The sequence below is a fragment of the Enterococcus sp. DIV1411a genome (assembly GCF_050531945.1).
Classification (GTDB): Bacteria; Bacillota; Bacilli; order Lactobacillales; family Enterococcaceae; genus Enterococcus_B; species Enterococcus_B faecium.
On the sequence record NZ_CP172892.1, the window covers coordinates 1007099 to 1030671 of the forward strand.

General features: G+C 38.3%; 18 protein-coding genes and 3 pseudogenes. 15 read left to right on the forward strand and 6 right to left on the reverse strand.

Annotated elements, in window-relative coordinates:
• Window positions 1-20: 20 nt before the first annotated feature.
• From IGJ87_RS04850 to rbfA, 7 genes are all read left to right on the forward strand, one after another.
• Entirely contained in the window at window positions 21-4373 is a 4353-nt protein-coding gene (locus tag IGJ87_RS04850; RefSeq protein WP_430609980.1) for a PolC-type DNA polymerase III, read from the forward strand.
• A 143-nt stretch (window positions 4374-4516) separates the two neighbouring features.
• On the forward strand, window positions 4517-4990 hold the full coding sequence (rimP, locus tag IGJ87_RS04855; protein WP_002346361.1) for a ribosome maturation factor RimP: 474 nt from the start codon (window positions 4517-4519) through the stop codon (window positions 4988-4990).
• 23 nt (window positions 4991-5013) lie between these two features.
• Complete coding sequence (gene nusA / locus IGJ87_RS04860; RefSeq protein ID WP_104876608.1) at window positions 5014-6189, forward strand: transcription termination factor NusA; 1176 nt, start codon at window positions 5014-5016, stop codon at window positions 6187-6189.
• Between the two features lie 21 nt (window positions 6190-6210).
• Entirely contained in the window at window positions 6211-6504 is a 294-nt protein-coding gene (rnpM, locus tag IGJ87_RS04865) for an RNase P modulator RnpM (RefSeq protein ID WP_002288501.1), read from the forward strand.
• On the forward strand, window positions 6501-6812 hold the full coding sequence (locus IGJ87_RS04870; RefSeq protein ID WP_002288509.1) for a YlxQ-related RNA-binding protein: 312 nt from the start codon (window positions 6501-6503) through the stop codon (window positions 6810-6812). The genes rnpM and IGJ87_RS04870 overlap by 4 nt, the downstream gene beginning before the upstream one ends.
• 12 nt (window positions 6813-6824) lie before the next feature.
• Window positions 6825-9131 (forward strand): translation initiation factor IF-2, encoded by a 2307-nt coding sequence (gene infB / locus IGJ87_RS04875; RefSeq protein ID WP_002294141.1) that lies wholly within the window; start codon window positions 6825-6827, stop codon window positions 9129-9131.
• A gap of 26 nt (window positions 9132-9157) precedes the next feature.
• Window positions 9158-9505 carry a 30S ribosome-binding factor RbfA gene (rbfA, locus tag IGJ87_RS04880; protein ID WP_002294142.1) on the forward strand — a complete coding sequence of 116 codons (348 nt, stop codon included), beginning with the start codon at window positions 9158-9160 and terminating at the stop codon, window positions 9503-9505.
• Between the two features lie 156 nt (window positions 9506-9661).
• Here rbfA and IGJ87_RS04885 read toward each other — a convergent pair.
• A pseudogene (locus tag IGJ87_RS04885) lies at window positions 9662-10118 on the reverse strand (carbohydrate ABC transporter permease); the annotation flags it as partial.
• A gap of 164 nt (window positions 10119-10282) precedes the next feature.
• Between IGJ87_RS04885 and IGJ87_RS04890 the strand changes: the two are divergent.
• From IGJ87_RS04890 to IGJ87_RS04910, 5 genes are all read left to right on the forward strand, one after another.
• A complete protein-coding gene (locus tag IGJ87_RS04890; RefSeq protein WP_104876609.1) occupies window positions 10283-12646 on the forward strand; it encodes a phosphoketolase family protein in 2364 nt (787 codons plus the stop codon).
• Window positions 12647-13013: 367 nt separating this feature from the next.
• The gene (gene truB, locus IGJ87_RS04895; RefSeq protein ID WP_002301259.1) at window positions 13014-13937 is read left to right on the forward strand and encodes a tRNA pseudouridine(55) synthase TruB; all 924 of its coding nucleotides are present in this window, start codon (window positions 13014-13016) and stop codon (window positions 13935-13937) included.
• Window positions 13938-13940: 3 nt separating this feature from the next.
• Window positions 13941-14882: a riboflavin biosynthesis protein RibF gene (gene ribF / locus IGJ87_RS04900; RefSeq protein ID WP_002301258.1), complete on the forward strand. Its 942-nt coding sequence runs from the start codon at window positions 13941-13943 to the stop codon at window positions 14880-14882.
• A gap of 395 nt (window positions 14883-15277) precedes the next feature.
• Window positions 15278-16063, forward strand: a complete 786-nt coding sequence (locus IGJ87_RS04905) for an SDR family oxidoreductase (RefSeq protein ID WP_002294471.1) — start codon at window positions 15278-15280, stop codon at window positions 16061-16063.
• A gap of 12 nt (window positions 16064-16075) precedes the next feature.
• A complete protein-coding gene (locus tag IGJ87_RS04910; RefSeq protein ID WP_002288523.1) occupies window positions 16076-16927 on the forward strand; it encodes a GRP family sugar transporter in 852 nt (283 codons plus the stop codon).
• A 123-nt stretch (window positions 16928-17050) separates the two neighbouring features.
• Here IGJ87_RS04910 and IGJ87_RS04915 read toward each other — a convergent pair whose 3' ends face one another.
• Window positions 17051-17503 carry a helix-turn-helix domain-containing protein gene (locus IGJ87_RS04915; RefSeq protein WP_002300528.1) on the reverse strand — a complete coding sequence of 151 codons (453 nt, stop codon included), beginning with the start codon at window positions 17501-17503 and terminating at the stop codon, window positions 17051-17053.
• A 464-nt stretch (window positions 17504-17967) separates the two neighbouring features.
• On the reverse strand, window positions 17968-18336 hold the full coding sequence (locus tag IGJ87_RS04920) for an iron chaperone (RefSeq protein ID WP_002294467.1): 369 nt from the start codon (window positions 18334-18336) through the stop codon (window positions 17968-17970).
• A 149-nt stretch (window positions 18337-18485) separates the two neighbouring features.
• Between IGJ87_RS04920 and IGJ87_RS04925 the strand changes: the two genes are divergently transcribed.
• The gene (locus IGJ87_RS04925) at window positions 18486-18968 is read left to right on the forward strand and encodes a YbaK/EbsC family protein (RefSeq protein WP_002294466.1); all 483 of its coding nucleotides are present in this window, start codon (window positions 18486-18488) and stop codon (window positions 18966-18968) included.
• A 36-nt stretch (window positions 18969-19004) separates the two neighbouring features.
• Window positions 19005-20015 carry a S66 family peptidase gene (locus IGJ87_RS04930; RefSeq protein WP_002294465.1) on the forward strand — a complete coding sequence of 337 codons (1011 nt, stop codon included), beginning with the start codon at window positions 19005-19007 and terminating at the stop codon, window positions 20013-20015.
• Window positions 20016-20115: 100 nt separating this feature from the next.
• Here IGJ87_RS04930 and IGJ87_RS04935 read toward each other — a convergent pair.
• Together IGJ87_RS04935 and IGJ87_RS04940 are read right to left on the reverse strand one after the other, a co-directional pair.
• Window positions 20116-20442 (reverse strand): annotated as a pseudogene (locus tag IGJ87_RS04935) (hypothetical protein); the annotation flags it as partial.
• 129 nt (window positions 20443-20571) lie between these two features.
• A protein-coding gene (locus IGJ87_RS04940) for an IS3 family transposase (protein ID WP_086956687.1) occupies window positions 20572-21734 on the reverse strand; the annotation gives its coding sequence in 2 pieces (ribosomal slippage) (window positions 20572-21458 and window positions 21458-21734; 1164 coding nt in all).
• A 73-nt stretch (window positions 21735-21807) separates the two neighbouring features.
• On the opposite strand from IGJ87_RS04940, the pseudogene IGJ87_RS04945 reads away from it, so the two are divergent.
• Window positions 21808-22269 (forward strand): annotated as a pseudogene (locus tag IGJ87_RS04945) (HNH endonuclease); the annotation flags it as partial.
• A 253-nt stretch (window positions 22270-22522) separates the two neighbouring features.
• On the opposite strand, the gene IGJ87_RS04950 reads toward IGJ87_RS04945, so the two are convergent.
• Entirely contained in the window at window positions 22523-23482 is a 960-nt protein-coding gene (locus IGJ87_RS04950; RefSeq protein WP_000222573.1) for an IS30 family transposase, read from the reverse strand.
• Window positions 23483-23573: the final 91 nt, after the last annotated feature.

The window sequence follows — 23573 nt, forward strand, 5'->3', positions numbered from 1 at the left end:
ATCAGAAAGGGCGTATATCTTTGTCAGAAAAACGAGATTTATTTGAAAAACTGTTGGAACAAATCCAACTAGAGGAAGCAGAAAAAAATCATCCACTGCTTACTGCTGGTGAAATGGATAGTGTAGTGGTCCATCGTAAATCGCGTTTATGGGAATTTACGCTGCATTTTTCCAAAATTTTGCCTATTATGCTATATCGGTCATTGACTCAGCATCTGACTATCGCTTTTAAAGATATTGCACAAGTCAAACTGAATATCTTAGCAGATGACCAGACATTCGATGAACAGCTCTTGCAAGATTACTGGGCCCAAGCTTTGGAAAATCAGCAATGCGATACACCACTAGCACAGCAAGTATTGAAAACGCAGGTACCTGTGATAAAAGATCGTAAAGTCATCTTGCCAATCGACAGTACAGGAGCTATTTCTTATTTGAAGCAACAATACTTGCCATTAGTAGAAGAGTTGTTCGTCAGTTACGGATTCCCAAAATTTCGTATCGAACCAGAAGTGGATGAGCAGCAAGCGGAACGAGTATTGAAACTTTTTGAAGAACGAAAACAAGAACAGGCAGAAGCCTTTATGAAGCAAGCAGCTGAAAGTCTAGTTGTCCACGAACAAAAGAAAAAGGAAAGAAAAGAGCAATCGCCAGCTCTTGAAGGACCCATCCAGCTAGGACGAAATATTCCAGCCGATGAACCAACGATACCAATGATCAGTATCGTTGAAGAAGAACGAAGAGTCACACTTGAGGGGTACGTATTCGACAAAGAAGTCAGAGAACTACGTTCAAAACGCAAGATCTTGACTTTGAAAATCACAGATTATACTTCATCATTTATCGTCAAAAAATTCTCGAACGGCGAAAAAGATGAACAAGTATTTGATGCGATCAGTGTCGGTAGCTGGTTAAAGGTACGAGGAAGTATTCAAGAAGATACGTTTGTCCGTGATTTGGTCATGAATGCGCAAGATATCATAGAAGTCAAACATACACCTCGCAAAGATTATGCTCCTGAAGGGGAAAAACGAGTAGAGCTTCATGTTCATAGCAATATGAGTACGATGGATGCAACAAACAGCATCTCTGATCTTGTGGCACAAGCAGGGAAATGGGGACACCGAGCTATCGCCATTACAGACCACGGTGGTGCGCAAGCCTTTCCGGAAGCACATAGTGCTGGAAAAAAAGCAGGTGTGAAAATCTTATACGGCGTGGAAGCGAATGTCGTAGATGATGGTGTCCCAATTGCTTATAATGATGCACATGAAGCATTGAGTGAAGCCACATATGTCGTATTTGACGTGGAAACGACAGGATTGTCTGCAGTATATGACACGATCATCGAGCTAGCCGCAGTCAAAATGTATAAAGGAAATGTGATCGAAAGCTTTGATGAATTTATCGATCCAGGACATCCTTTGTCACGAACAACGGTAGATCTGACTGGTATCACGGATGAAATGGTTCGAGGATCAAAGTCGGAAGAAGAAGTATTGCGGATGTTCCTTGAATTTTCAAAAGATACAATTTTGGTAGCCCACAACGCGGCTTTTGATATGGGGTTCTTGAATACTAGCTACGCAAGGTATGGTATTCCTGAAGCGGCCAATCCAGTCATTGATACGTTGGAATTAGCTAGATATCTGTATCCTCAATTCAAACGTTTCGGATTAGGTGTGTTATCTAAAAAATTTGGTGTCAGCTTGGAACAGCATCACCGAGCAATCTATGATGCTGAAGCAACTGGTCACTTAGCATGGATCTTTGTGAAAGAGGCAATGGACAATCATAACATGCTTTATCATGATCAGCTAAATGAGCATATCGGAGAAGGAGATTCTTACAAAAGGGCTCGACCTTTCCATGTAACGATTTTAGCAAAAAATCAGGCAGGACTGAAAGATTTGTTCAAACTGATTTCAATGTCGAATGTCGAATACTTCGAACGCGTCCCACGAATACCACGCTCCCAATTGAAAAAGATGCGTGAAAATCTATTGATCGGCTCAGCTTGTGATAAGGGAGAAATATTCGAAGCCATGATGCAAAAAGGGGTAGAAGAGGCAAGAAACCGAGCAAAATTCTACGATTATATTGAAGTTATGCCAAAAGCGGTCTATGCGCCTTTGATCGAGCAAGAATTGGTAAAAAATGAACATGATTTGGAAGAAATTATCCAAAATTTGGTAGAAATCGGAAAAAGTTTGGATAAAATCGTTGTTGCAACAGGTAATGTACATTATCTGAACGAAGAAGATGCCATTTACCGAAAAATTTTGATCAATTCTATGGGCGGAGCGAATCCGTTGAATCGTCATAGTTTGCCGGATGTCCATTTCCGAACAACCGATGAGATGCTAACTGCATTTCACTTTTTAGGGGAAGAAACAGCGAAAGAGATCGTAGTAGAAAATACGAATAAAATCGCAGATATCTGCGAAGAAGTGATTCCAGTCAAAGATGAACTTTATACACCGAAGATTCCAGGTTCAGAAGATGAAATATCAGAATTGAGTTACACCAAAGCAAAACAAATGTACGGAGATCCGTTACCTGAGATCATTCAAAAACGATTAGAAAAAGAGTTGAATTCTATTAATGGTCATGGCTTCTCGGTTATTTATCTGATCGCCCAAAAACTAGTGCATAAAAGTAATGAAGATGGCTATCTAGTAGGTTCACGTGGCTCTGTTGGCTCTAGCTTTGTTGCAACGATGACAGGAATCACTGAAGTTAATCCATTAGCCCCTCATTATTATTGTCCAGAGTGCCAATATTCCGAGTTTTTTGAAGATGGTACGTATGGTTCTGGATTTGACATGCCAGAAAAACAATGTCCAAAATGTGGTGCACGCTTAAACAAAGACGGTCATGATATTCCATTTGAGACATTTTTAGGATTCCATGGAGACAAAGTGCCCGATATTGATTTGAACTTCTCAGGTGATTATCAAGCAGAAGCCCATAACTATACGAAAGTATTGTTTGGCGAAGACTATGTTTACCGTGCCGGAACGATTGGTACAGTCGCCGACAAAACAGCATATGGCTATGTAAAAGGATACGAAAGGGACAATAATCTGCAGTTTCGAAGTGCAGAAGTCGACAGATTAGCAAAAGGCGCTACTGGAGTCAAACGGACAACCGGCCAGCATCCAGGGGGGATCATCGTTATTCCCGATTATATGGATGTCTATGATTTTACGCCGATCCAATATCCAGCAGACGATCAAAATTCGGAATGGAAAACGACTCATTTTGATTTCCACTCGATTCACGATAATGTATTGAAATTAGATATTCTAGGGCATGATGACCCAACTGTTATTCGGATGCTTCAAGATTTATCAGGGATCGATCCACAAACGATCCCTACGGATGACCCGGAAGTGATGCGGATATTTGCCGGTCCTGAAGTACTTGGAGTAAGTCAGGAACAAATTTATTCCAAAACAGGGACATTAGGTATTCCAGAATTCGGCACTCGTTTTGTTCGAGGGATGCTAGAAGAAACGCATCCTACAACTTTTGCAGAACTACTGCAAATTTCCGGACTATCTCATGGTACAGACGTATGGTTAGGAAATGCGGAAGAATTGATTCGACGAGGAGATGCGACACTGGCGGAAGTAATCGGCTGTCGTGATGATATTATGGTTTATTTGATCCATGCTGGATTAGATAGCGGGATGGCATTTAAAATCATGGAAACTGTTCGTAAAGGACAATGGAACAAGATCCCTGATGAATTGCGAGAAACCTATCTATCGGCGATGAAAGAAAATAATGTGCCCGACTGGTATATCGATTCTTGTTCAAAAATCAAATATATGTTTCCGAAAGCCCATGCTGCAGCTTACGTATTGATGGCTCTTCGTGTCGCTTATTTCAAGGTTTATTTCCCTATTTTGTATTACTGTGCATACTTTTCTGTACGTGCAGACGACTTTGATCTAGTCTCCATGTGCAAAGGAAAAGATGCTGTGAAACAAGCAATGAAAGAAATCACGGACAAAGGATTAGATGCTTCCGTAAAAGAAAAGAATCAACTGACAGTGCTGGAGTTAGCCAATGAAATGCTGGAACGAGGATTCAAATTTGGAATGATTGATTTGTATAAATCGGATGCCGTTAACTTTGTTATTGAAGGTGATACGTTGATCGCACCATTTAGAGCTGTCCCAAGTTTGGGAACCAACGTGGCGAAACAAATCGTTGAAGCAAGAAAAGACGGTCCATTTTTATCCAAAGAAGATCTTGCCACCCGCGGTAAAGTTTCAAAAACATTGATCGAATATATGAACGACAATGGCGTATTGAAAGATCTACCAGATGAAAATCAATTATCGTTATTCGATATGCTATAAGCATCTGTTTTCCTGTCTGCTTGTAATTTTAAGCAGAGTATGGTATAGTTCTTATAGGTAATGATACTAACTGTGAGTGAGCGGATTTTTCGCTCACTCTTTTTAATGGAATTACGCACTTAATTTTTAAGGAGGCGAAACTTTTGAGTAGCGTCGTTGAAACAGTCACAGAAATGGTGACACCGATTTTAGATGAACAAAATTTTGAACTTGTCGAAGTCGAATTTGTAAAAGAAGGAAAAAGCTGGTTCTTACGAGTATTTATTGACAAAGAAGGCGGTATCGATATCGAAGAATGCGCCTTTGTCAGTGAGAAACTGAGTGAAAAACTTGATGCAGCAGATCCAGATCCGATTCCTCAAGCTTATTTCCTGGAGGTATCCTCCCCGGGAGCAGAGCGGCCATTGAAAAAAGAAAGCGACTATGAAAAGGCACTTGGTGATTATGTCCATGTCTCCTTATACCAACCAGTAGATGGCGAAAAACAATATGAAGGATTTCTTCAATCATTTGATGCTGAACAGCTTACATTGCAAATACGCATAAAAACACGAGAAAAAGAATTGACTTTTGACCGAAAAAATATTGCAAAAGCTCGCTTAGCTATCCAATTTTAATCACGGAGAGGAATCAGAAAAAAATGAGTAAAGAAATGTTAAATGCGTTAGACGCTTTAGAAGCTGAAAAAGGGATCTCAAAAGAAATCGTGATCGATGCTTTAGAAGCAGCATTGGTTTCTGCATACAAACGTCACTATGGCCAAGCACAAAACGTCGAAGTGGAATTTGATCAGAAAAAAGGAAAGATCCATGTCTATGCGGTAAAAGAAGTAACGGAAGAAGTGATGGATTCACAGTTGGAAGTCTCATTGAAAGATGCACTTTTAATCAATCCAGCATATGAGATCGGTGATACGATCCGTTTTGAAGTAACACCAAAAGATTTTGGACGGATCGCTGCGCAAACGGCTAAACAAGTTATTTTACAGCGTGTACGTGAAGCAGAAAGAACGATTATTTATAACGAATTCAGTGCTTATGAAAAAGACATCATGCAAGGAATCGTCGAACGCCAGGATAAACGTTATATTTATGTCAATCTTGGTAAAATTGAGGCAGTTCTTTCTAAACAAGATCAAATGCCAAATGAATTTTATCAACCACATGATCGAATCAAAGTTTATGTTTCCCGAGTAGAAAATACGTCTAAAGGTCCGCAAGTATTTGTTAGCCGCAGCCATCCAGACCTATTGCGTCGCTTATTTGAACAAGAAGTACCAGAAGTCTATGATGGAATCGTTGAAATTGTCAGCATCGCCCGCGAAGCTGGCGATCGTTCAAAAGTGGCAGTTCGCTCAAATGATCCAAATATCGATGCAGTCGGTACATGTGTCGGGCCAAAGGGACAACGAGTTCAAGCAATCGTCAATGAATTAAAAGGCGAGAACATGGATATCGTCGAATGGAATGAAGATCCAGCTGTATTCATCGCAAATGCATTGAATCCTGCACAAGTCATGGATGTGATCTTCGATGAGACAAATCCAAAGGCCTGCACAGTTGTCGTTCCAGACTACCAATTATCGCTAGCAATCGGTAAACGCGGACAAAATGCACGTTTAGCTGCTAAATTGACTAACCATAAAATCGATATCAAATCAGAATCTGACATGACGGAATTTTATAAAAATCAAGAACAACAAAAAGAAGCAGAAGAACTGCATGATGAAGCAATCGTTCAGTCAGATTTAACAGACGATGAATATGAAACAATTGCATTCAACAATGAAACGGTCGAAGAAAAACCAGAAGCTTAACTTTAGTAAGGAGGCAAAGAGATGAAACAAAGGAAAATTCCTTTACGCAAATCCGTGGTTTCAGGTGAAATGAAACCTAAAAAAGAGATGGTCCGAATCACCCGTTCAAAAGAAGGGGAAGTATCGATCGATCCAACTGGAAAAATGCCTGGACGAGGAGCGTATGTCTCACTTGAGCCGGAAGAAGTACAACAAGCTTGGGATAAAAAAATTCTCGATCGAGTACTCGAAACAACATTAACAGATGAGTTTTATCAAGAACTTCTTGACTATGTCACTCACCAAAAAGCACGTAAAGAGTTATTTGGAAAATGAATACAGTTAATCGGCAAAAAGCCATGAATCTCATCGGTCTAGCGATGCGCGCGGGAAAACTAATCACGGGTGAAGAACTGACCATTGCTGAAATCCGCAAACAAAAAGCAAAATTGGTGTTTGTGGCAACCGATGCAAGCGAGAATACAAGAAAAAAGATAAAAGATAAGAGTTCATATTATGAAGTTCCTTGCTTTGAGCTATTTTCTGAAGCAGAAATCACGCAGATGATCGGAAAACCTCGCAAGGTATTCGGAATAATGGATGCCGGATTTGCGAAGAAGACCAAGGAGCTAATTGAAGGTTAGGAAGGTGATTGCATGGGCAACAAAAGAATCTATGAATTAGCAAAAGAACTCAAAAAATCTAGTAAAGACGTCGTGGAAAAAGCACAACAACTTGGCATCGATGTGAAAAACCATATGGGTGCGATTACTAGCAGTGATGAGAAGAAATTGCAACAAGCGTTCAAAAACCCAAGCACGAAACAACAAGCTGCACAACAAGCAAGCAGAAAACCAGCCAATCAACAGCCGAACGATCAACGTAAAAAAGAAACAACGAACAATCAACAAAAAAATAAAAATAACCGCAGTTATCAAGATCGCGGTCAAGGGAGCGGTCAAGTGAATCAAGGGAAAAAACCAACAACAAACCAAAATAATACGGGAAATACCAGCAGCCAAAATCGTCAAGGAACGAGCCAAGGCGGCAATCAAAACCGTACTAACAATAACAACAAACCAAACAATAACAATCGCGGCAAATTTAATAATAATAACCGTAATCGTTATAATAAAAAAGGTAAAAAAGGCAAACAGCAACAATCAACTAAACCAGCTGTACCACCACGCAAATTCCGTGAATTGCCAGATGTATTAGAGTATACTGAAGGTATGAACGTAGCAGATATTGCGAAAAAAATTCATCGTGAGCCAGCAGAAATCATTAAAAAATTATTTATGCTTGGTGTTATGGTCAATCAAAACCAAGCACTGGATAAAGATACGATTGAACTGTTAGCGACGGATTATGGCATGGAACCACAAGAAAAAGTCCAAGTTGACATTGCTGATATCGATAAATTCTTCGAGGCAGAAGAAGTCGATCCAGATAAATTAGTCTCACGTCCGCCAGTCGTAACGATTATGGGACACGTAGACCATGGGAAAACAACTTTATTGGATACATTACGCCATTCACGTGTAACAAGCGGAGAAGCAGGCGGAATCACGCAGCATATCGGTGCCTACCAGATCGATATTGATGGTAAACCAATCACTTTCTTGGATACACCAGGACATGCGGCCTTTACAAGTATGCGTGCACGTGGAGCAAGTATCACAGATATCACGATCTTAGTTGTTGCTGCAGATGATGGCGTCATGCCACAAACAGTTGAAGCAATCAACCATGCCAAAGCTGCAGGCGTTCCAATCATCGTCGCTGTAAATAAAATTGATAAACCAGGTGCAAATCCTCAGCATGTTATGCAAGAATTAAGTGAGTATGAGTTAATTCCTGAAGCATGGGGTGGAGAAACGATTTTTGTTGAGATCTCAGCGAAATTCGGCCAAAACATCGAAGAATTGCTGGAAATGATCCTGTTAGTCGCAGAAGTAGAAGATTTAAAAGCAGATCCAACACAACGCGCAATCGGAACAGTGATCGAAGCACGTCTTGATAAAGGTAAAGGTCCTGTGTCAACCTTACTTGTCCAAGAAGGAACACTTCACGTTGGTGACCCAATCGTTGTCGGTAATACTTACGGACGTGTCCGTGTAATGACAAACGATCTTGGCCGTCGCGATAAAGAAGCAGGACCTGCAACGCCAGTAGAAATCACTGGCTTGAATGATGTACCTCAAGCAGGTGACCGTTTCGTAGTCTTCGAAGACGAAAAGACAGCACGTGCAGCGGGTGAAGAACGCGCAAAACGTGCATTATTGGAAAACCGTGCTGCCACAAGCCGTGTGACTTTGGACAACTTATTTGAAAGCCTGAAAGAAGGCGAATTGAAAGAAGTTAACGTAATCATCAAAGCAGATGTACAAGGTTCAGCAGAAGCACTGGCTGCATCATTGAAGAAGATTGATGTGGAAGGTGTCCGTGTAAAAATCGTCCATTCAGCTGTCGGAGCAATCAATGAAAGTGATGTAACCTTAGCAGCAGCCAGCAACGCTATTATCATCGGTTTCAACGTTCGTCCTACACCGCAGGCAAAAGTGCAAGCTGATACTGAAGAAGTCGATATTCGTCTTCACCGTATCATCTATAAAGCCATCGAAGAAATCGAAACTGCGATGAAAGGGATGCTAGACCCTGAATTTGAAGAAAAAATCACTGGTCAAATGATCGTTCGTGAAACCTTCAAAGTTTCTAAAGTTGGTACGATTGCAGGTGCCTATGTAACAGAAGGATATATTCGTAGAGATAGCGGTGTCCGTGTAATCCGTGACGGAATCGTAATCTATGAAGGACAACTTGCAAGTCTGAAACGATTCAAAGATGACGTGAAAGAAGTCAAAATGGGTTATGAATGTGGTGCAATGATTGAAAAATTCAATGACATCAAAGTAGATGACGTAATTGAAGGATTTATCATGGAAGAAGTCAAAAATGACTAAAAACTGATAAAAGGAGGCCAATCATTATGGCTAACTACCGTGATCGCCGAGTCGGTCAAGAAATCTTAAAAGAAGTCAATGATATTTTGCGCAAAAAGGTCCGTGACCCTCGTGTGGAGAACGTAACGATCACAGATGTGAAAGTTACGGGGGACTTACAGCAAGCAACGATCTATTACAGCATTTTATCTGACTTAGCATCAGATAAGAAAAAAGCACAAGATGGATTGAATAAGGCATCAGGATTGATTCGTCGAGAATTAGGGCACAATCTAAGTATTTATAAGACACCTGAATTGTTCTTTGAACTTGATGAATCAGTTGTCTATGGCAACCATATCGATGAATTGCTTCGCGACTTGAACAAAGACTAATCAAAAAATCCCGCAAATCCTGTGAAATCAGGGGTTGCGGGATTTTTTTGTTTTCATTAAGACGTATTACCTAAGAGTTCCATGACTTTAGTCTGGTAGCGTGTCAGCTAACCAAAAAAGAGAAAAAGAAAAGTAAAAAATTCGACTTTCTTTTTTCTAGTAGTATATAAATTTTTGCATATAGATAAAGATCAAGATACCGATAACGGAAGCTAGATTGTAATCTATTTTAGTGACAGTCAGGTATAGCCAAGTAACTAGAAGATCAGTGGAACCTGCACCATAAAAGTTTGAGTTTGTCGGTCCGTTGACAGTTAAAAGAAAAATCACGTTGAAGTTATTGATATTTCCGATTACGCCGCTTCGATTTGGTCACGATCCAAATTTTGGATAATCCCTGTAGAAATTAGCATAGTAGCTGGGATACCAATTCACATATTGACAAAGATAACAGAGACTTTTACATAAAACGGATCAATCAGGAAAGGAATTGCTCGATCCAGCCCCAGTTTTCCAACAATGTGTTAACTGGCCTAGCGTCATTCAGCAAATTATGCATGATGAGGAGCGAAATGAACTGCGGAACAGCCATTGTGATAACGACAAGTTTTTTGGATCAATGTAAAAAACGTCAGCGAAAGGAAAAATTTCGTGGTTTTTTATACCTGTTCATTTGGCTAGATATAAAATCCAAACAAATGAACAGAAGTGCTTATTAGGTTTCAATTGGGAGTATCTGCGCTAGAATAAGAGTAATAATGAAAAGGAGAGTTATGTATGGATTATTCTAGTAAAGAATACTTTGATAAAATGACGGCTTGGTGGCGTGCTGCTAATTATCTTTCTGTTGGGCAACTTTATCTTAAAGATAACCCCTTACTGAGACGTACACTGAAACCAGAAGATGTCAAAAAACATCCAATCGGTCATTGGGGAACGATTCCTGGCCAAAATTTTATTTATGTCCATTTGAACCGAGTCATCAATAAATATGATTTGAACATGTTTTATATCGAAGGGCCAGGACACGGCGGACAAGTCATGGTATCGAATGCTTATTTAGATGGAAGTTACACAGAGATCTATCCAGAAGTAACGGAAGATGAGACAGGAATGCAAAAATTATTCAAGCGATTTTCATTTCCTGGAGGCATTGCTTCTCATGCAGCACCAGAAACACCAGGTTCTATCCATGAAGGCGGAGAGCTTGGATACTCTCTTTCACATGCAGTCGGAGCTGTATTAGACAATCCTGAAGTAATCTCTGCTGTCGTGATTGGTGATGGTGAAGCAGAAACCGGTCCTTTAGCTGGAAGCTGGTTCTCAAATGTCTTTATCAATCCAGTGATAGATGGAGCTGTTTTACCGATCCTTCATTTAAATGGTGCAAAAATAGCCAACCCAACGATCTTGGCACGTAAATCAGATGGAGAATTAGCAAATTACTTTAACGGACTTGGCTGGGAACCTTTCTTTATTGAAGGAAATGATCCAGAAAAATTAAATCCTGTTATGGCTGAAAAAATGGATCAAGCAATCGAGAAAATCAAATCCATCCAAAAAGAAGCTCGCCTGAAGACAGCAACAGATGTCGTGATGCCAAAATGGCCAGTATTGATCGTACGCACACCAAAAGGATGGACCGGTCCAAAAGAATGGGACGGGAAACCAATTGAAGGAACCTTCCGAGCACACCAAGTACCGATTCCTGTAGATCAAGAACATATGGATCATGCAGATGCTTTACTCCGTTGGCTGAAATCCTATGAACCAGAAAAATTATTTGATGCACAAGGACGTATTTTAGAAGAAATCAGAGAAATCGCGCCTACTGGTGACCAAAGAATGGCAAAAAATCCTATCACCAATGGTGGAATCGATCCAAAACCGCTTATTATGCCAGATTGGAAAAAATATACTTTGCAATTTGAAAAACCAGGCTCCATTAAAGCAGAAGATATGACCGAACTTGGTAAATTCGTTCGCGAGATCATTGAGAAAAATCCAGAAAATTTTCGTATATTTGGACCAGATGAAACAAAATCAAACCGATTGAATCAAGTTTTCAAAACGACAAATCGCCAATGGATGGAAAAAATCGAACCAGAAAATGATGAATGGCTTTCGCCATCTGGTCGCGTCATCGACAGTCAATTATCGGAACACCAAGATGAAGGGTTCTTAGAAGGGTACGTTCTGACTGGACGGCATGGTTTTTTTGCAAGTTACGAATCATTCTTGCGAGTGGTTGATTCTATGTTGACTCAGCACTTCAAATGGATGCGGAAATCACATGACCTTTCTTGGCGAAATGATTATCCTTCGCTAAATCTCATTGCAAGCTCAACAGTCTTCCAGCAAGATCACAATGGATATAGCCACCAAGATCCAGGAATATTGACACATTTGGCAGAAAAGAAGGCGGAGTTCATCCGTGAATATCTGCCTGCGGATGCAAATACATTGCTCGCAGTCATGGATAAAGCATTCCGCTCGTCAGAAAAAATCAATTTGATCATCTCTTCCAAACATCCGCGTGCTCAATTTTACTCAGCAGAAGAAGCAGCCGTCTTAGTGAATGAAGGCTTGAAAATCATTGATTGGGCTTCGACAGCAAAAGAGGAGGAACCTGAATTGGTCATTGCTGCTGCAGGAACGGAATCTAACTTAGAAGCATTAGCAGCTGCAACTTTGCTGCTGGAAGAATTCCCAAAACTAAAAATTCGGTTCATTAATGTCGTAGATTTATTGAAATTACGTCATCCAAGTCAAGATCCGCGTGGGTTGAGCGATGAAGAATTTGATCAATATTTTACAAAAGACAAACCGATCTTATTTGCTTTCCACGGTTATGAAACATTGGTCCGCACGATTTTCTTTGATCGTCATAACCATCATTTAATGATTCATGGCTACAAAGAAAATGGAGATATCACGACACCATTTGACATGCGTGTAGTAAATGAACTTGATCGTTATCATTTGGCAAAAGACGCAGCTTTAAAAATCAAAGGAAGTCAAGCAGAAGATTTTGCGGAAAAAATGGATCAGAAATTACAAGAACATCAAAACTATATTCGTGAAAATGGTATTGATCTGCCAGAAGTATTGGATTGGAAATGGAAAAATCTTGACCAATAAAATGATAAAATCGATCCCGCAAAACAGAATTTTTTACATTGATTAAGAAACTGAAAAAATAAATAAAAAAAACGGAAAAAAGACTGGAAGAATGGACAGTCTTTTTTTTCGTTTTTGGGAAGTGAAAACCAAACTATTTACCTGTAAGCCACCCATAAATCCAATCAAATGGTGCAAAGAAAAAATCTTCCATTCTATTCCCTCCTTTAAAAAAACATAACATGATTTCTATTTACGTGAGCATGAATTTTGTTACGTTTTTATTGCCGAAAAATAAAAACCGTTCATTATGATGTCAAATTCGTCAGTAATTGATGCAATGTGTTATAATAATTCAGTTAAATCAAAAATGAAATGGAGAAAAGACATGGACGGGTTATTACCTTTATGGAAAGAACGCGGAATGACAAGTCATGATTGCGTATTCAAATTAAGAAAAATCTTACATACGAAAAAAATCGGACATGGGGGTACGCTTGACCCAGACGTAGACGGTGTGTTGCCTATTTGTATTGGAAAAGCCACAAAAGTTATCGAATATTTGACAGATTCTGGGAAAATCTATGTAGGCGAGATAACTCTAGGTTTCAGTACAACGACGGAAGATCGATCCGGAGAACGGGTAGAAACAAAACCAGTAGATATGTCTTTATCTGAAGAAAAAATAGATGAAGTGATGGCTTCATTTATTGGTGAGATCACCCAGATACCACCAATGTACTCAGCGGTAAAAGTCAACGGTAAGCGGTTATATGAATATGCCCGCAATAATGAAACAGTGGAGCGTCCTGTTAGAAAGGCTCAGATTTACCGTTTTATCCGGACAAGTGAATTGACAAGAGACGAAGTGACAGGAACCATTTCTTGGCGCTTCGAAGTAGAATGCGGGAAAGGAACCTATGTCCGCACATTAGCTGTAGATACAGGCAAGAAACTTGGTTACCCTGCGCACATGTCTGATCTGACCCGAACAGCAAGTGCCGGTATGTCCCAGAAAGATGCTCTGACATTAGAAGAAGTAGCTCAAGCTGTGAAAAATGGGACAATCGATGATTGTTTGCTGCCAATAGAAAAAGGAGTGAAACGATTCAAACGAGTAGATATTACTGATGAAGTATGGCAGAAAGTAAAAAACGGTATGAGACTTGATTATACTGTATTTGCGCTCCCAGAAATGCCGTCAGAAGAAATTGCTTTGTTTTATAAAGGCAAAGTTGTCAGTATCTATCAGCCAAACCCGAAAGAAAAAAACAAATTAAAACCTAGTAAAGTATTGAGAAATGAGGAATAACGAATGAATATCATCAAGATCAGACATCCTTACCAATCAGAACAAATTCCAGAAGACGATGTCGTTTTAGTACTGGGATTTTTTGACGGCGTGCATATTGGACACCAGAAAGTCATAAAGACAGGTATGGAAATTGCACAAAAAGAAGGATTGAAATTAGCATTGATGACTTTCAATCAGCATCCATCGATTGTCTTTAAAAAGATCGATCCTAGCAGCGTGAAATATTTGACTAGCCTTAAGCAAAAAGAAGAAAAAATGGCCGCTTTGGGTATAGATTATTTATATGAAGTTGATTTTACTTCTTCTTTTGCTCATTTAGCACCGCAGGAATTTGTTGATCAATACATCGTAGGGTTACATGCAAAATATGCTGTTTCCGGTTTTGATTATACGTATGGACCAAAAGACATTGCAGATGTCGCTCATTTTCCTGAATATGCCAAAGGAAGATTCAAAATCGTCACAGTTTCTAAAGAAGAAGAACAAGGTGAAAAAATCAGCTCTACCCGTATTCGAGGATTACTAGACAGCGGACAAGTAAAAGAAGCAGCAAAACTATTAGGTTGCACATATGAGGTAGAAGGGGTAGTTGTCCATGGCGATGCACGAGGCAGACTACTAGGATTCCCTACAGCAAATGTCAAAGTAAAGAGCACAGTTCATTTGCCTAAAGAAGGTGTTTATGTATCGGAAATAAAAATTGGGGAAACTTGGTATCCAGCCATGGGTTCAATTGGACATAATGATACATTCGGTGAAGGACGGGAGCTGACTGTAGAATTGTATATTTTGGACTTTAATCAAGATATCTATGGTGAACATGTCGCAGTACGCTGGAATCAATTTTTAAGAGATCAAGTGAAATTTTCTAGTGTAGAGGAATTGATTGAACAACTCAAAAAGGATGAACAAGCAACAGCTGAATATTTTTCTCAGCAATAAAACATTATGCATAAAATCTCTTGTTTATGTATAACTAGCAATTTCAATAAAATGGGTGATAAATAAGCCCAGGAAAGGGGCTGTGACAAAAGTCTTGTCACAGCCTTTTTTTTCCAAATAAATGGTTTTTCAGAAGTAGCTTCTTCGGAAATAAGCCGAAATTTCACAAAAATTTGAGAAGTAATTTTTGTAAATTACTTCTTATTTCTTGAAGCTGGCCACTTCTGTCACAACCTCTTTCTTTATAGAAATAAAAGGACACTAGCAATTCATGAAAACGATTGCTAGAGCGTATCATTTGCTTTAGACTATATATCTTGGTGTACACTCACTTTAAGATGGAAATAAAAGTTATCCGTAATAACAGGTTTAGGTATGAAAAAGGAGTGGGTACTATGTATAAGGAATTAGAAAACAAAGTCGCAGTAGTAACTGGTGGCTCAAAGGGGATTGGAACAGCGATTGCTCAACGATTCGGGAAAGAAAAAATGAATGTAGTTGTCAACTATAACTCGGATAAAGAAGGAGCAGAAAAAGCAGTCAAAGCAATCGAAGAGGCAGGCGGAAAAGCAGTCTCTGTACAAGCAGATGTCAGTTCTGAAGAAGGAATACAGCGTTTACTTGATACGGCTTTAGAAAATTTTGGGACACTGGACGTTTGGATTAATAATGCTGGGATGGAAAATCAGCATCCAACCCATGAACTTAGCCTTGAAGATTGGGAAAGAGTATTAAAAGTCAATTTGACTGGCGTTTTTATCGGAACGAAAGCGGCTTTAAATTACTTTACAGAGAATGATAAAAAAGGAAATATCATCAATATGTCTTCTGTTCATGAACAAATCCCATGGCCAACGTTTGCTCATTACGCTGCTTCAAAAGGCGGAGTAAAACTATTCACCGAAACGGTAGCAATGGAGTACGCACCAAAGGGAATCAGAATCAATAGTATAGGACCTGGTGCTATCCGTACACCTATTAATGCGGCAAAATTTGATGATCCTGAACAAAAAGAACTCTTGGAAAGTATGATCCCACTGGGACGCGTAGGTGAACCAAAAGAAATAGCGGCGACAGCTGCATGGTTGGCTTCAGACGAATCCAGTTATGTTACAGGTATTACACTATTTGCAGATGGTGGGATGACTTTATATCCTTCTTTCCAAGGTGGAAAAGGATAAGGGTGAATAAAAATGGGTTTATTGATTGCATTGATCCCGGCAGTTGGGTGGGGGATCCAGCCACTGATTTTGAAAAAGATTGGTGGCAGACCAACAAATGAGATATTAGGAACTGGTATTGGAGCCGTGCTCGTTGGCTTACTTGTTCAATTATTCGCTTCTCCAGCTGGTATTTCAGTGACTACATTTTTGATTAGTTTACTTTCTGGTGCATTCTGGGTCATCGGACAAACAGGACAGTATACATCTTTCAACTTGATTGGTGTTTCTAAAACGATGCCAATTTCGACTGCATTACAGTTAGTCGGAACCTCATTGATTGGTGTCTTCGCTTTTGGAGAATGGTCTGGAAGTATGGGAAAAATCATTGGTGCAGCAGCAATCATTCTTCTTGTATTTGGTTCTGCTTTAACGGCAATCAGTGATGATCCTGGAAAAAAAGGCGGTATCACAAAAGGAATCAGTCTATTAGCATCAACAAGTATTGGTTATTGGGTTTACAGTGCATTGCCCAAACTAGTTGATGCAAGCGGACTTTCCATTTTCTTTCCGCAAATGATCGGTGTCTTTTTAGGGGCAGTGATTTATGTGATTTTCCGAAAACCAACCGCATTTTCTGAAGACAAGAGTTGGAAAGCAACAATAGTTGGAGCCATCTTCAGTGTGTCAGCATTGGCTTATATTTTTTCAGCAAATGAAAATGGGGTTGCTACTGCATATATCATTACACAGCTAAACGTAGTTATCTCTACATTAGGCGGTATGTACATCCTGCATGAAAATAAGACACCAAAAGAAAAAAAATTAACGATTATCGGATTATTGCTGATCGTAGTAGGAAGCATGGTCACGGTCTTTATTTGAGGATAAAGATGGTAAAATCTCATTTATTAAAAAAATATTTGTTTGAACCATACAGTAAGTACTTATAAAAAAATAGCGCTAGAATTTCCAACATCTCTGGAATTTCTAGCGCTTTTTAATTGTTTAAGATACAAGTGAAATATCTGTCTGCATCAATAATTTTTCATTGATCCATTGACTAAAGTTTACGACATAATTGAAGTTACCACCGATTAGTATCTCCGCATGATTGTCTTTATAAAGATCGTATTGTAAAAGACGGTCTTTTTTATTTGCGTAAACATCGTTATGGTACTGGACTAATTGTTCTCGGAATTGATTGATTGCTGTAAAATCACGATACTGAAGGTTGAAACGCATCGTGATTGGTGCATTTAGCATGAATCGCTGCATTTCTTTTGCTGCTTCCTCTGCTTGATCTCCGTATAGGAACTCAAAAAGATTACGTTCAGAAAATTTCCATTGCCCGCCAACCTTTGTTCCTTTTAGTTTTCCTTCATGAAGATAATTTCTGATAGAACGTGTAGTAACACCTAATTGTTCGGCTAATTCATTTACTGAGTAAAAATCTTTCAATGTTCACCCTCCTATGTGAATGGTTCTACTGACTTAGTTGATATTTGCTTAATCACGAAATGTAGAAAGAACGATTTTAATTAAGGTCATTGTAAAAATCAAGTCAGAAAATTCTAACTTTTCTTTCTCTAAAGAAATTCGTTCTCTCCTAAAGTGATATTATATTTAAATATACCTGAAAATAATGGGCAGTATTATGAAAGATCACTGATATTTTCTCGTATTTTTTCCTTATTCAAAAGTTTTGCAGGAAAATTGCTGAAAAAATAATTTTACTAAGTGGAAAATTCAAAGCCATTCAATCAGTGATTTTTTTCAGCACAAGAAAGACTCCTTATAAAAATAGCAGATACTTTGTCAATTAAGTGTTTAACCAGGGATGATAAAAAGGATAGGATTGAACAAAACCTGTATAAGCTGATGAATAGTTTCCTCGCCAGTAAAAGGTTTATTCGTATAAAGCTTTATCGCCAAAATTTATCATGACCTTTTTTATCTTCAATATTAAATGAAATCAATTGTTCAATCAATTCCCAGTTGATTACACTTTTCCAAGGAACTTTGATGACGTTATCCGTATATACGTAGCCTGCTTCTTGGATATTTTTTTCAAGGGCACGAATCGCTGCTTTTTCCGGTGCGATAGAAAAATGATTTTTAGCAAAACTAAATGCAATAATAAAGGTACCATGGTCAGTAAACATAGGTTGGTTCCATTTTACAGTTGTGTCTAGCTGGGGATACGTTTCTGTTATCTTAGCAAAAAGGTCTTTGATCTTTTGTTGATGTTCTTTTTCTTTGATCTGATTGATGATCGGCTGAAATTTTTCCATTCTAAAACGCCTCCATTAAGTGGTTTGATTTATTTTACCAGAAAAACAATAGTTATGTATAAAAAACGAACAAAACACAAGTAATGTTGTAACCGCTATATTTATATGATAAGATGTCTCAAATAATAAAATAGAAAAGAGACATAAAAATGATTGACTTGGCAAAGAAATTCTTACACGAAAATATATATTTTGAGTTGTATCATCATCGAGCCATTTATACAAATGAAGATGCTTTGGTAATAAAGAAAGAACAAGGATTTACAGGTACAGAGACCAAAAGCTTATTCTTAAAAGATAAAAAAGATAATAACTACGTATATCTGACTTTTACTACGAAACAAACGGATTTCAAAGCATTAGGGAAGATCGTCGGTAAAAGGCTTTCTATTGTTTCATCAGAACGCATGGAAGAACAAACGGGACAAAAGCAGGGCGCTGTTTCTCCGTTTGGTTATGAAAAACAGATTCCGATTATTATTGATGAAGAGCTCTTATCAAATGAAAAACTTGTTTTTGCACCAGGTAGACCAGATCAAACGATGGTCATCCAAACGGTTGACTTAAACAAAATCATCCAGCTACTTGAGATGCCGATATTTTTGATGCCGGCAAACGAAAAAAACAATTAACCAAGTAAAATAGTGCATACTTGGAGGTGAAGCAACATGATAAGTTATCCATTATTAGAAAGAAATGCAACGATTGGGGTTACTGCACCATCCTCAGGCGTATCAGAGGAACACCATTCGTTACTCGAATCAGCTTTAAAGAGAATGGAAGAAAAATCTTTCCAAGTAGTTACTGGAAAGACGCTTTGGACGCAAGATAAGGAAAAATCAGGTCCAGCAAGAAAACGAGCAGATGAATTCAATCAAATGATGCAAGATGAAAATATCCAAATGATCTTTCCGCCTTGGGGAGGAGAATTATTGATTGAGATTCTCGATTTTGTCGATTTTGATGCTCTACAACCAAAATGGATAGTAGGTTATTCAGATATTAGTACGTTGCTACTTGCTGTCACATTAAAAACAGGGATAGCCACTGCACATGGAACCAACCTTATTGATTTAAGAGGAGAGTACTTGGATGAAACGACAGCAATGTGGGAAAGTGTACTGAAAACAAGAGAAGGAGAATCGATTCTACAGCAACCTTCTGAAAAGTATCAAAAAGAGTGGCCCCATGAGCATTCATCATCTTCTGTTTTCCATCTCACTGAACCAACAAATTGGCAATCAGTCAGCGGAGATGCAGTAAGGATGAAGGGACGATTATTAGGTGGCTGTATTGATACGATCAGTCATTTAATCGGTACCCCTTATGGAGATGTCCAATCTTTTAAAAGAAAGTATAATGATGGAAAGCCGATCTTGTGGTTTCTAGAAAATTGTGAGCTATCGTCAGTTGATTTAAGAAGATCACTTGTTCAGATGAAACTGGCAGGATGGTTTGATGGCAGCTCGGGGATCATGTTCGGTAGAAGTGCAGCAGAGGATTTGTTAGATTATAAAATGAAGGATGTATACGAAGATCTGTCAAAGGAATTAAAACTACCGATCTTGTATGATATTGATTGTGGTCATGTACCGCCACAACTGACATTGATCAATGGTGCCTATGCAGAAGTAGCGGTAGAAGATAGAAAAGCGACTGTTTTGCAAACGTTTATTTAAAATTGGAGTTTATCAAAGACCAACAAATCTAAATAGAAAAGAAAATGAAAGAAGCTGACAGTATTTTGCCAGCTTCTTTTTGTATGATCTATTAGAAATTTTAATTATCCATAACTATTACATTGATCAGCTGTTTCACATCATTTGGATTACCTGTAGGAATAGCTACTACAGATGCATTATCAATAATTTCTTGAGTTGTTTCTCTAATGAACGCTGGATAAGATGTTTGATCTGCAGGCATTTGCCAATGTGAAGGAACTGGATAACTAGTGATTGTCCCGTCATGGTTACTTGAATACACTAAAACTCCCTGGTAACTGTATTTCCCAGTGAGCATAACCACATCTTTCGGATAGACTGCACTCCCTGCATCATAAGGGGCGATAGGTGTTCCTGCAGGATAATGAATAACATGTAGTTCGAAATGGAATGGCAACAGTTTTTTTGACAAATTTTATAAGGTGCAGAACTTCTTTCCGTATGCTATTCCGATTGTCCTTGACAATGAGCCTCCTCGGATGTGACGATCTTCGGCAGGAGCTAACAGTTAAAGTTAGACTGCCTCGCTAGCGTTAGCACATCCGAGCTCATTATCAAGGATTCGCTGCGCCAATCTCTGGTTACGGTAACCAACCGGTGTCTCGTAGCCAAGTGTACCGTGCAACCGAAGGTGGTTCCACCAATTGACATAGTCAAATAACTCCAAATCCAATTGTTGTAAGGTTTCAAATGTGTATTGATAGACAAATTCTACTTTCAACGACTTATAAGTTGATTCAGCTACGGCATTATCAAAAGGACAGCCTTTATGACTCAATGATCGATTGATGTCAAAAGTTGTTAATAATTCATCAATAGCTTGGTTATCAAACTCTTTTCCACGATCAGTATGAAAAATCTCAACCTCTGTCAGAGGTTGTTTGATACGGCTAAATGCTTTTTTTACTAGAACGGCATCTTTATGTTCTCCGCAAGAATAGCCGAGAATTTCTCGATTGAACAGATCCAAAATGAAACAGACATAATTCCATTTTTTCCCGACTCGTACATAAGTCAAGTCTGTTACGATCGCTTCTAATGGGTTGTCTCTTAAGAATTTACGATTCAATACGTTTGTCGTTTTGGCTTCATTGCAAGTAGAATGATGTACTTTAAAATAAGCAACAGTATAGCTCGATTTTAATCCTCTATTTTTCATGATTCTACTAATTTTTCGTCGGCTGATCTGAATGCCTCGTTTTGATAAGGCTTTTTTTATTTTTCTTGAGCCGTAGGCCTTTCGGCTGCGGATAAATTCTTCAGCGACTACTTCTTCAAGTTCTGATTCGTCTTTCTTTGGTTTTGATTGATAATAATAGGACTGACGTGATAGACCTAATATTCTGCACATCGCTGATATAGGGTAAAGATGCTTATTCGCATCGATTACTTGTCTCTTCGTCCGAATATCAGCGCTGCTTGCTTTAAAATATCATTTTCCATTTCTAATTGCTGGTTTCTTTTACGTAGTTCTAACAATTCTTTTTGTTCAGGCGTAAGATTATCTTTTTCTTTGAATGAACCACTCGTTTTAGATTGCTTTACCCATTTGTCAAATGCTGAAGCCGTTAGTTCATATTCTCGAATGATTTCTACACGTGGCTTTCCAGCTAAGTAAAGATTGACGATTTGTTGCTTGAATTCTTGTGAAAAAGTTCTTCGTGTTCTCTTAGACATAAAAATTCCTCCTGGTATGTTTTCTTCTAGTCTACACACCTTAATTTTTCTGTCTAGTTAATTGTAGCCTATCCAAGAGCAATTGATTGAAGATAAAGATATATATAACCAGGAAGAAAATCAAACTAGACATATTCGTAATTTATCTGATGCTAAATTAGAGGAAGAAGCAAGAAAAGTTAGTAATTATAATAAAAAAATGGCTGCAAAATATGTTAACGAAGAGGAGTTTTGCTTCTCAAAAACAAAAATATATAAACGTAATCCCTTCGTATCTGAATATGTTAAACGACTTGCAAAAGGTATTTGTCAACTTTGCCAAGAAAAAGGGCCATTTATAAAAGACGGTGTACCTTATTTACATTGTCATCATATAGAATATTTGTCGCAAGGTGGAAAAGATGTGATTGAAAACTGTATCGCGTTATGTCCCAATTGTCATGCTAGAATTCATGAACTTGAGTTACCTGACGATAAAGAAAAATTGCTGAAGATCGTTGAAAAAAGAGAAAATAGCTTTTCTAAAATACCGTAATTTATTTTTATAGGACAAATAAGCTAATGTGAGCTATGCCTTCTATATAAGACTAAGTTCTATTATAAGTAACGAAGTAATTCTCGTTCCTTCCTGTAGTAATATTTTTTAAATAACCTATAGGCTTCTTCAAAAGTACATCCTCCAGTAAATTCTAAGTACTGGAGGATTCTTTTTCTAGTGTTGCTTTACTCATGAAAAAGTAGTTGGCTACTTCATCAAAATTTCTGAACTTTTTTAATGTTCTTAATTGTCAAATTAAGTTAGACAAATCATCAATACTTACGTAACTCAAAAATACTTCCAAAGGTGTTCGATAATTCAGTGATTTTCTAGGAATATTATTTCGTTTCGATGCGACAGATTGAATAAAAGATTCATCTACTGAATTGAAATCCATAGATTTCAATAAACCATCTCTACGTAACAATCCGTTAGAATTCTCGTTTAGGCCTCTTTGAGACGGCGTTCCTGGATCAGCGAAATAAATGGCAATATCATTGGCATTACTGATCTGTTTCCAATTTGAAAATTCCTTTCCACAATCAAAAGTGATGGATTTGAATAGATTTTTCGGTACAGATTCAAACCAATGATTTAATTTGTTTTCAATATCAATCGCTTGTCTACCACACGGTTTCAATGTGATGATAACTTTTGATAATCGCTCAACTAAGGTAATTACAGCACTTTTATGTTTCAAACCTACGATAGTGTCACCTTCAAGGTGACCAAACTCATTTGAGAATTGGCTATAATCTTTTTCACGTTCATGAATAGAGCGACGGAAAGCTTGTTTTCCACGTCTTTCTTGATGTCCATTTGGTTTACGCTTGCCTTTCATCGGTAAGTCAGAAGGATTAAATAGCCCCTTTTTGAACATACGATAAATGGTACGAGCAGAACAACGAATAGGAAACGCTGCACGACCAACAATCACATCGGGTGTCCATCCTTGAACAACCTTTCTTTGAATATATTCTGATTGTTCCTCAGGTAAAACAAGCGGGCGTCTACCACAGTTTGATTTGTTTTTCTTATACTGTTGATAGTACTCTAAGGCTGATTTTCCTTGCTTGAAGAACAGGTATACTTTATGGATCGTTTGTCTTGAACGATTCAAGCAATGCGCAGTTTTCGCAACAGATTGATTTATTTTGAAATAAGACTCTATCATTACAAGTTCATCCGTTGTAAGATGGGTATAGGTCATTTGTACTCACTCCTTATAATTCTTTGGACGGAACTATTTTGAGTGTAGCACAAATGACTTTTTTAGTTGTCTAGCTTAATTTTACAATCGG

Coding starts and splice junctions, on each gene's coding strand:
- IGJ87_RS04905 (WP_002294471.1), top strand. CDS start 15,278: ATGTATAAGGAATTAGAAAACAAAGTCGCAGTAGTAACTGGTGGCTCA.
- IGJ87_RS04910 (WP_002288523.1), top strand. CDS start 16,076: ATGGGTTTATTGATTGCATTGATCCCGGCAGTTGGGTGGGGGATCCAG.
- IGJ87_RS04950 (WP_000222573.1), bottom strand. CDS start 23,482: ATGACCTATACCCATCTTACAACGGATGAACTTGTAATGATAGAGTCT.
- IGJ87_RS04920 (WP_002294467.1), bottom strand. CDS start 18,336: ATGGAAAAATTTCAGCCGATCATCAATCAGATCAAAGAAAAAGAACAT.
- rnpM (WP_002288501.1), top strand. CDS start 6,211: ATGAAACAAAGGAAAATTCCTTTACGCAAATCCGTGGTTTCAGGTGAA.
- nusA (WP_104876608.1), top strand. CDS start 5,014: ATGAGTAAAGAAATGTTAAATGCGTTAGACGCTTTAGAAGCTGAAAAA.
- ribF (WP_002301258.1), top strand. CDS start 13,941: ATGAATATCATCAAGATCAGACATCCTTACCAATCAGAACAAATTCCA.
- IGJ87_RS04925 (WP_002294466.1), top strand. CDS start 18,486: ATGATTGACTTGGCAAAGAAATTCTTACACGAAAATATATATTTTGAG.
- truB (WP_002301259.1), top strand. CDS start 13,014: ATGGACGGGTTATTACCTTTATGGAAAGAACGCGGAATGACAAGTCAT.
- infB (WP_002294141.1), top strand. CDS start 6,825: ATGGGCAACAAAAGAATCTATGAATTAGCAAAAGAACTCAAAAAATCT.
- IGJ87_RS04890 (WP_104876609.1), top strand. CDS start 10,283: ATGGATTATTCTAGTAAAGAATACTTTGATAAAATGACGGCTTGGTGG.
- IGJ87_RS04870 (WP_002288509.1), top strand. CDS start 6,501: ATGAATACAGTTAATCGGCAAAAAGCCATGAATCTCATCGGTCTAGCG.
- rbfA (WP_002294142.1), top strand. CDS start 9,158: ATGGCTAACTACCGTGATCGCCGAGTCGGTCAAGAAATCTTAAAAGAA.
- IGJ87_RS04930 (WP_002294465.1), top strand. CDS start 19,005: ATGATAAGTTATCCATTATTAGAAAGAAATGCAACGATTGGGGTTACT.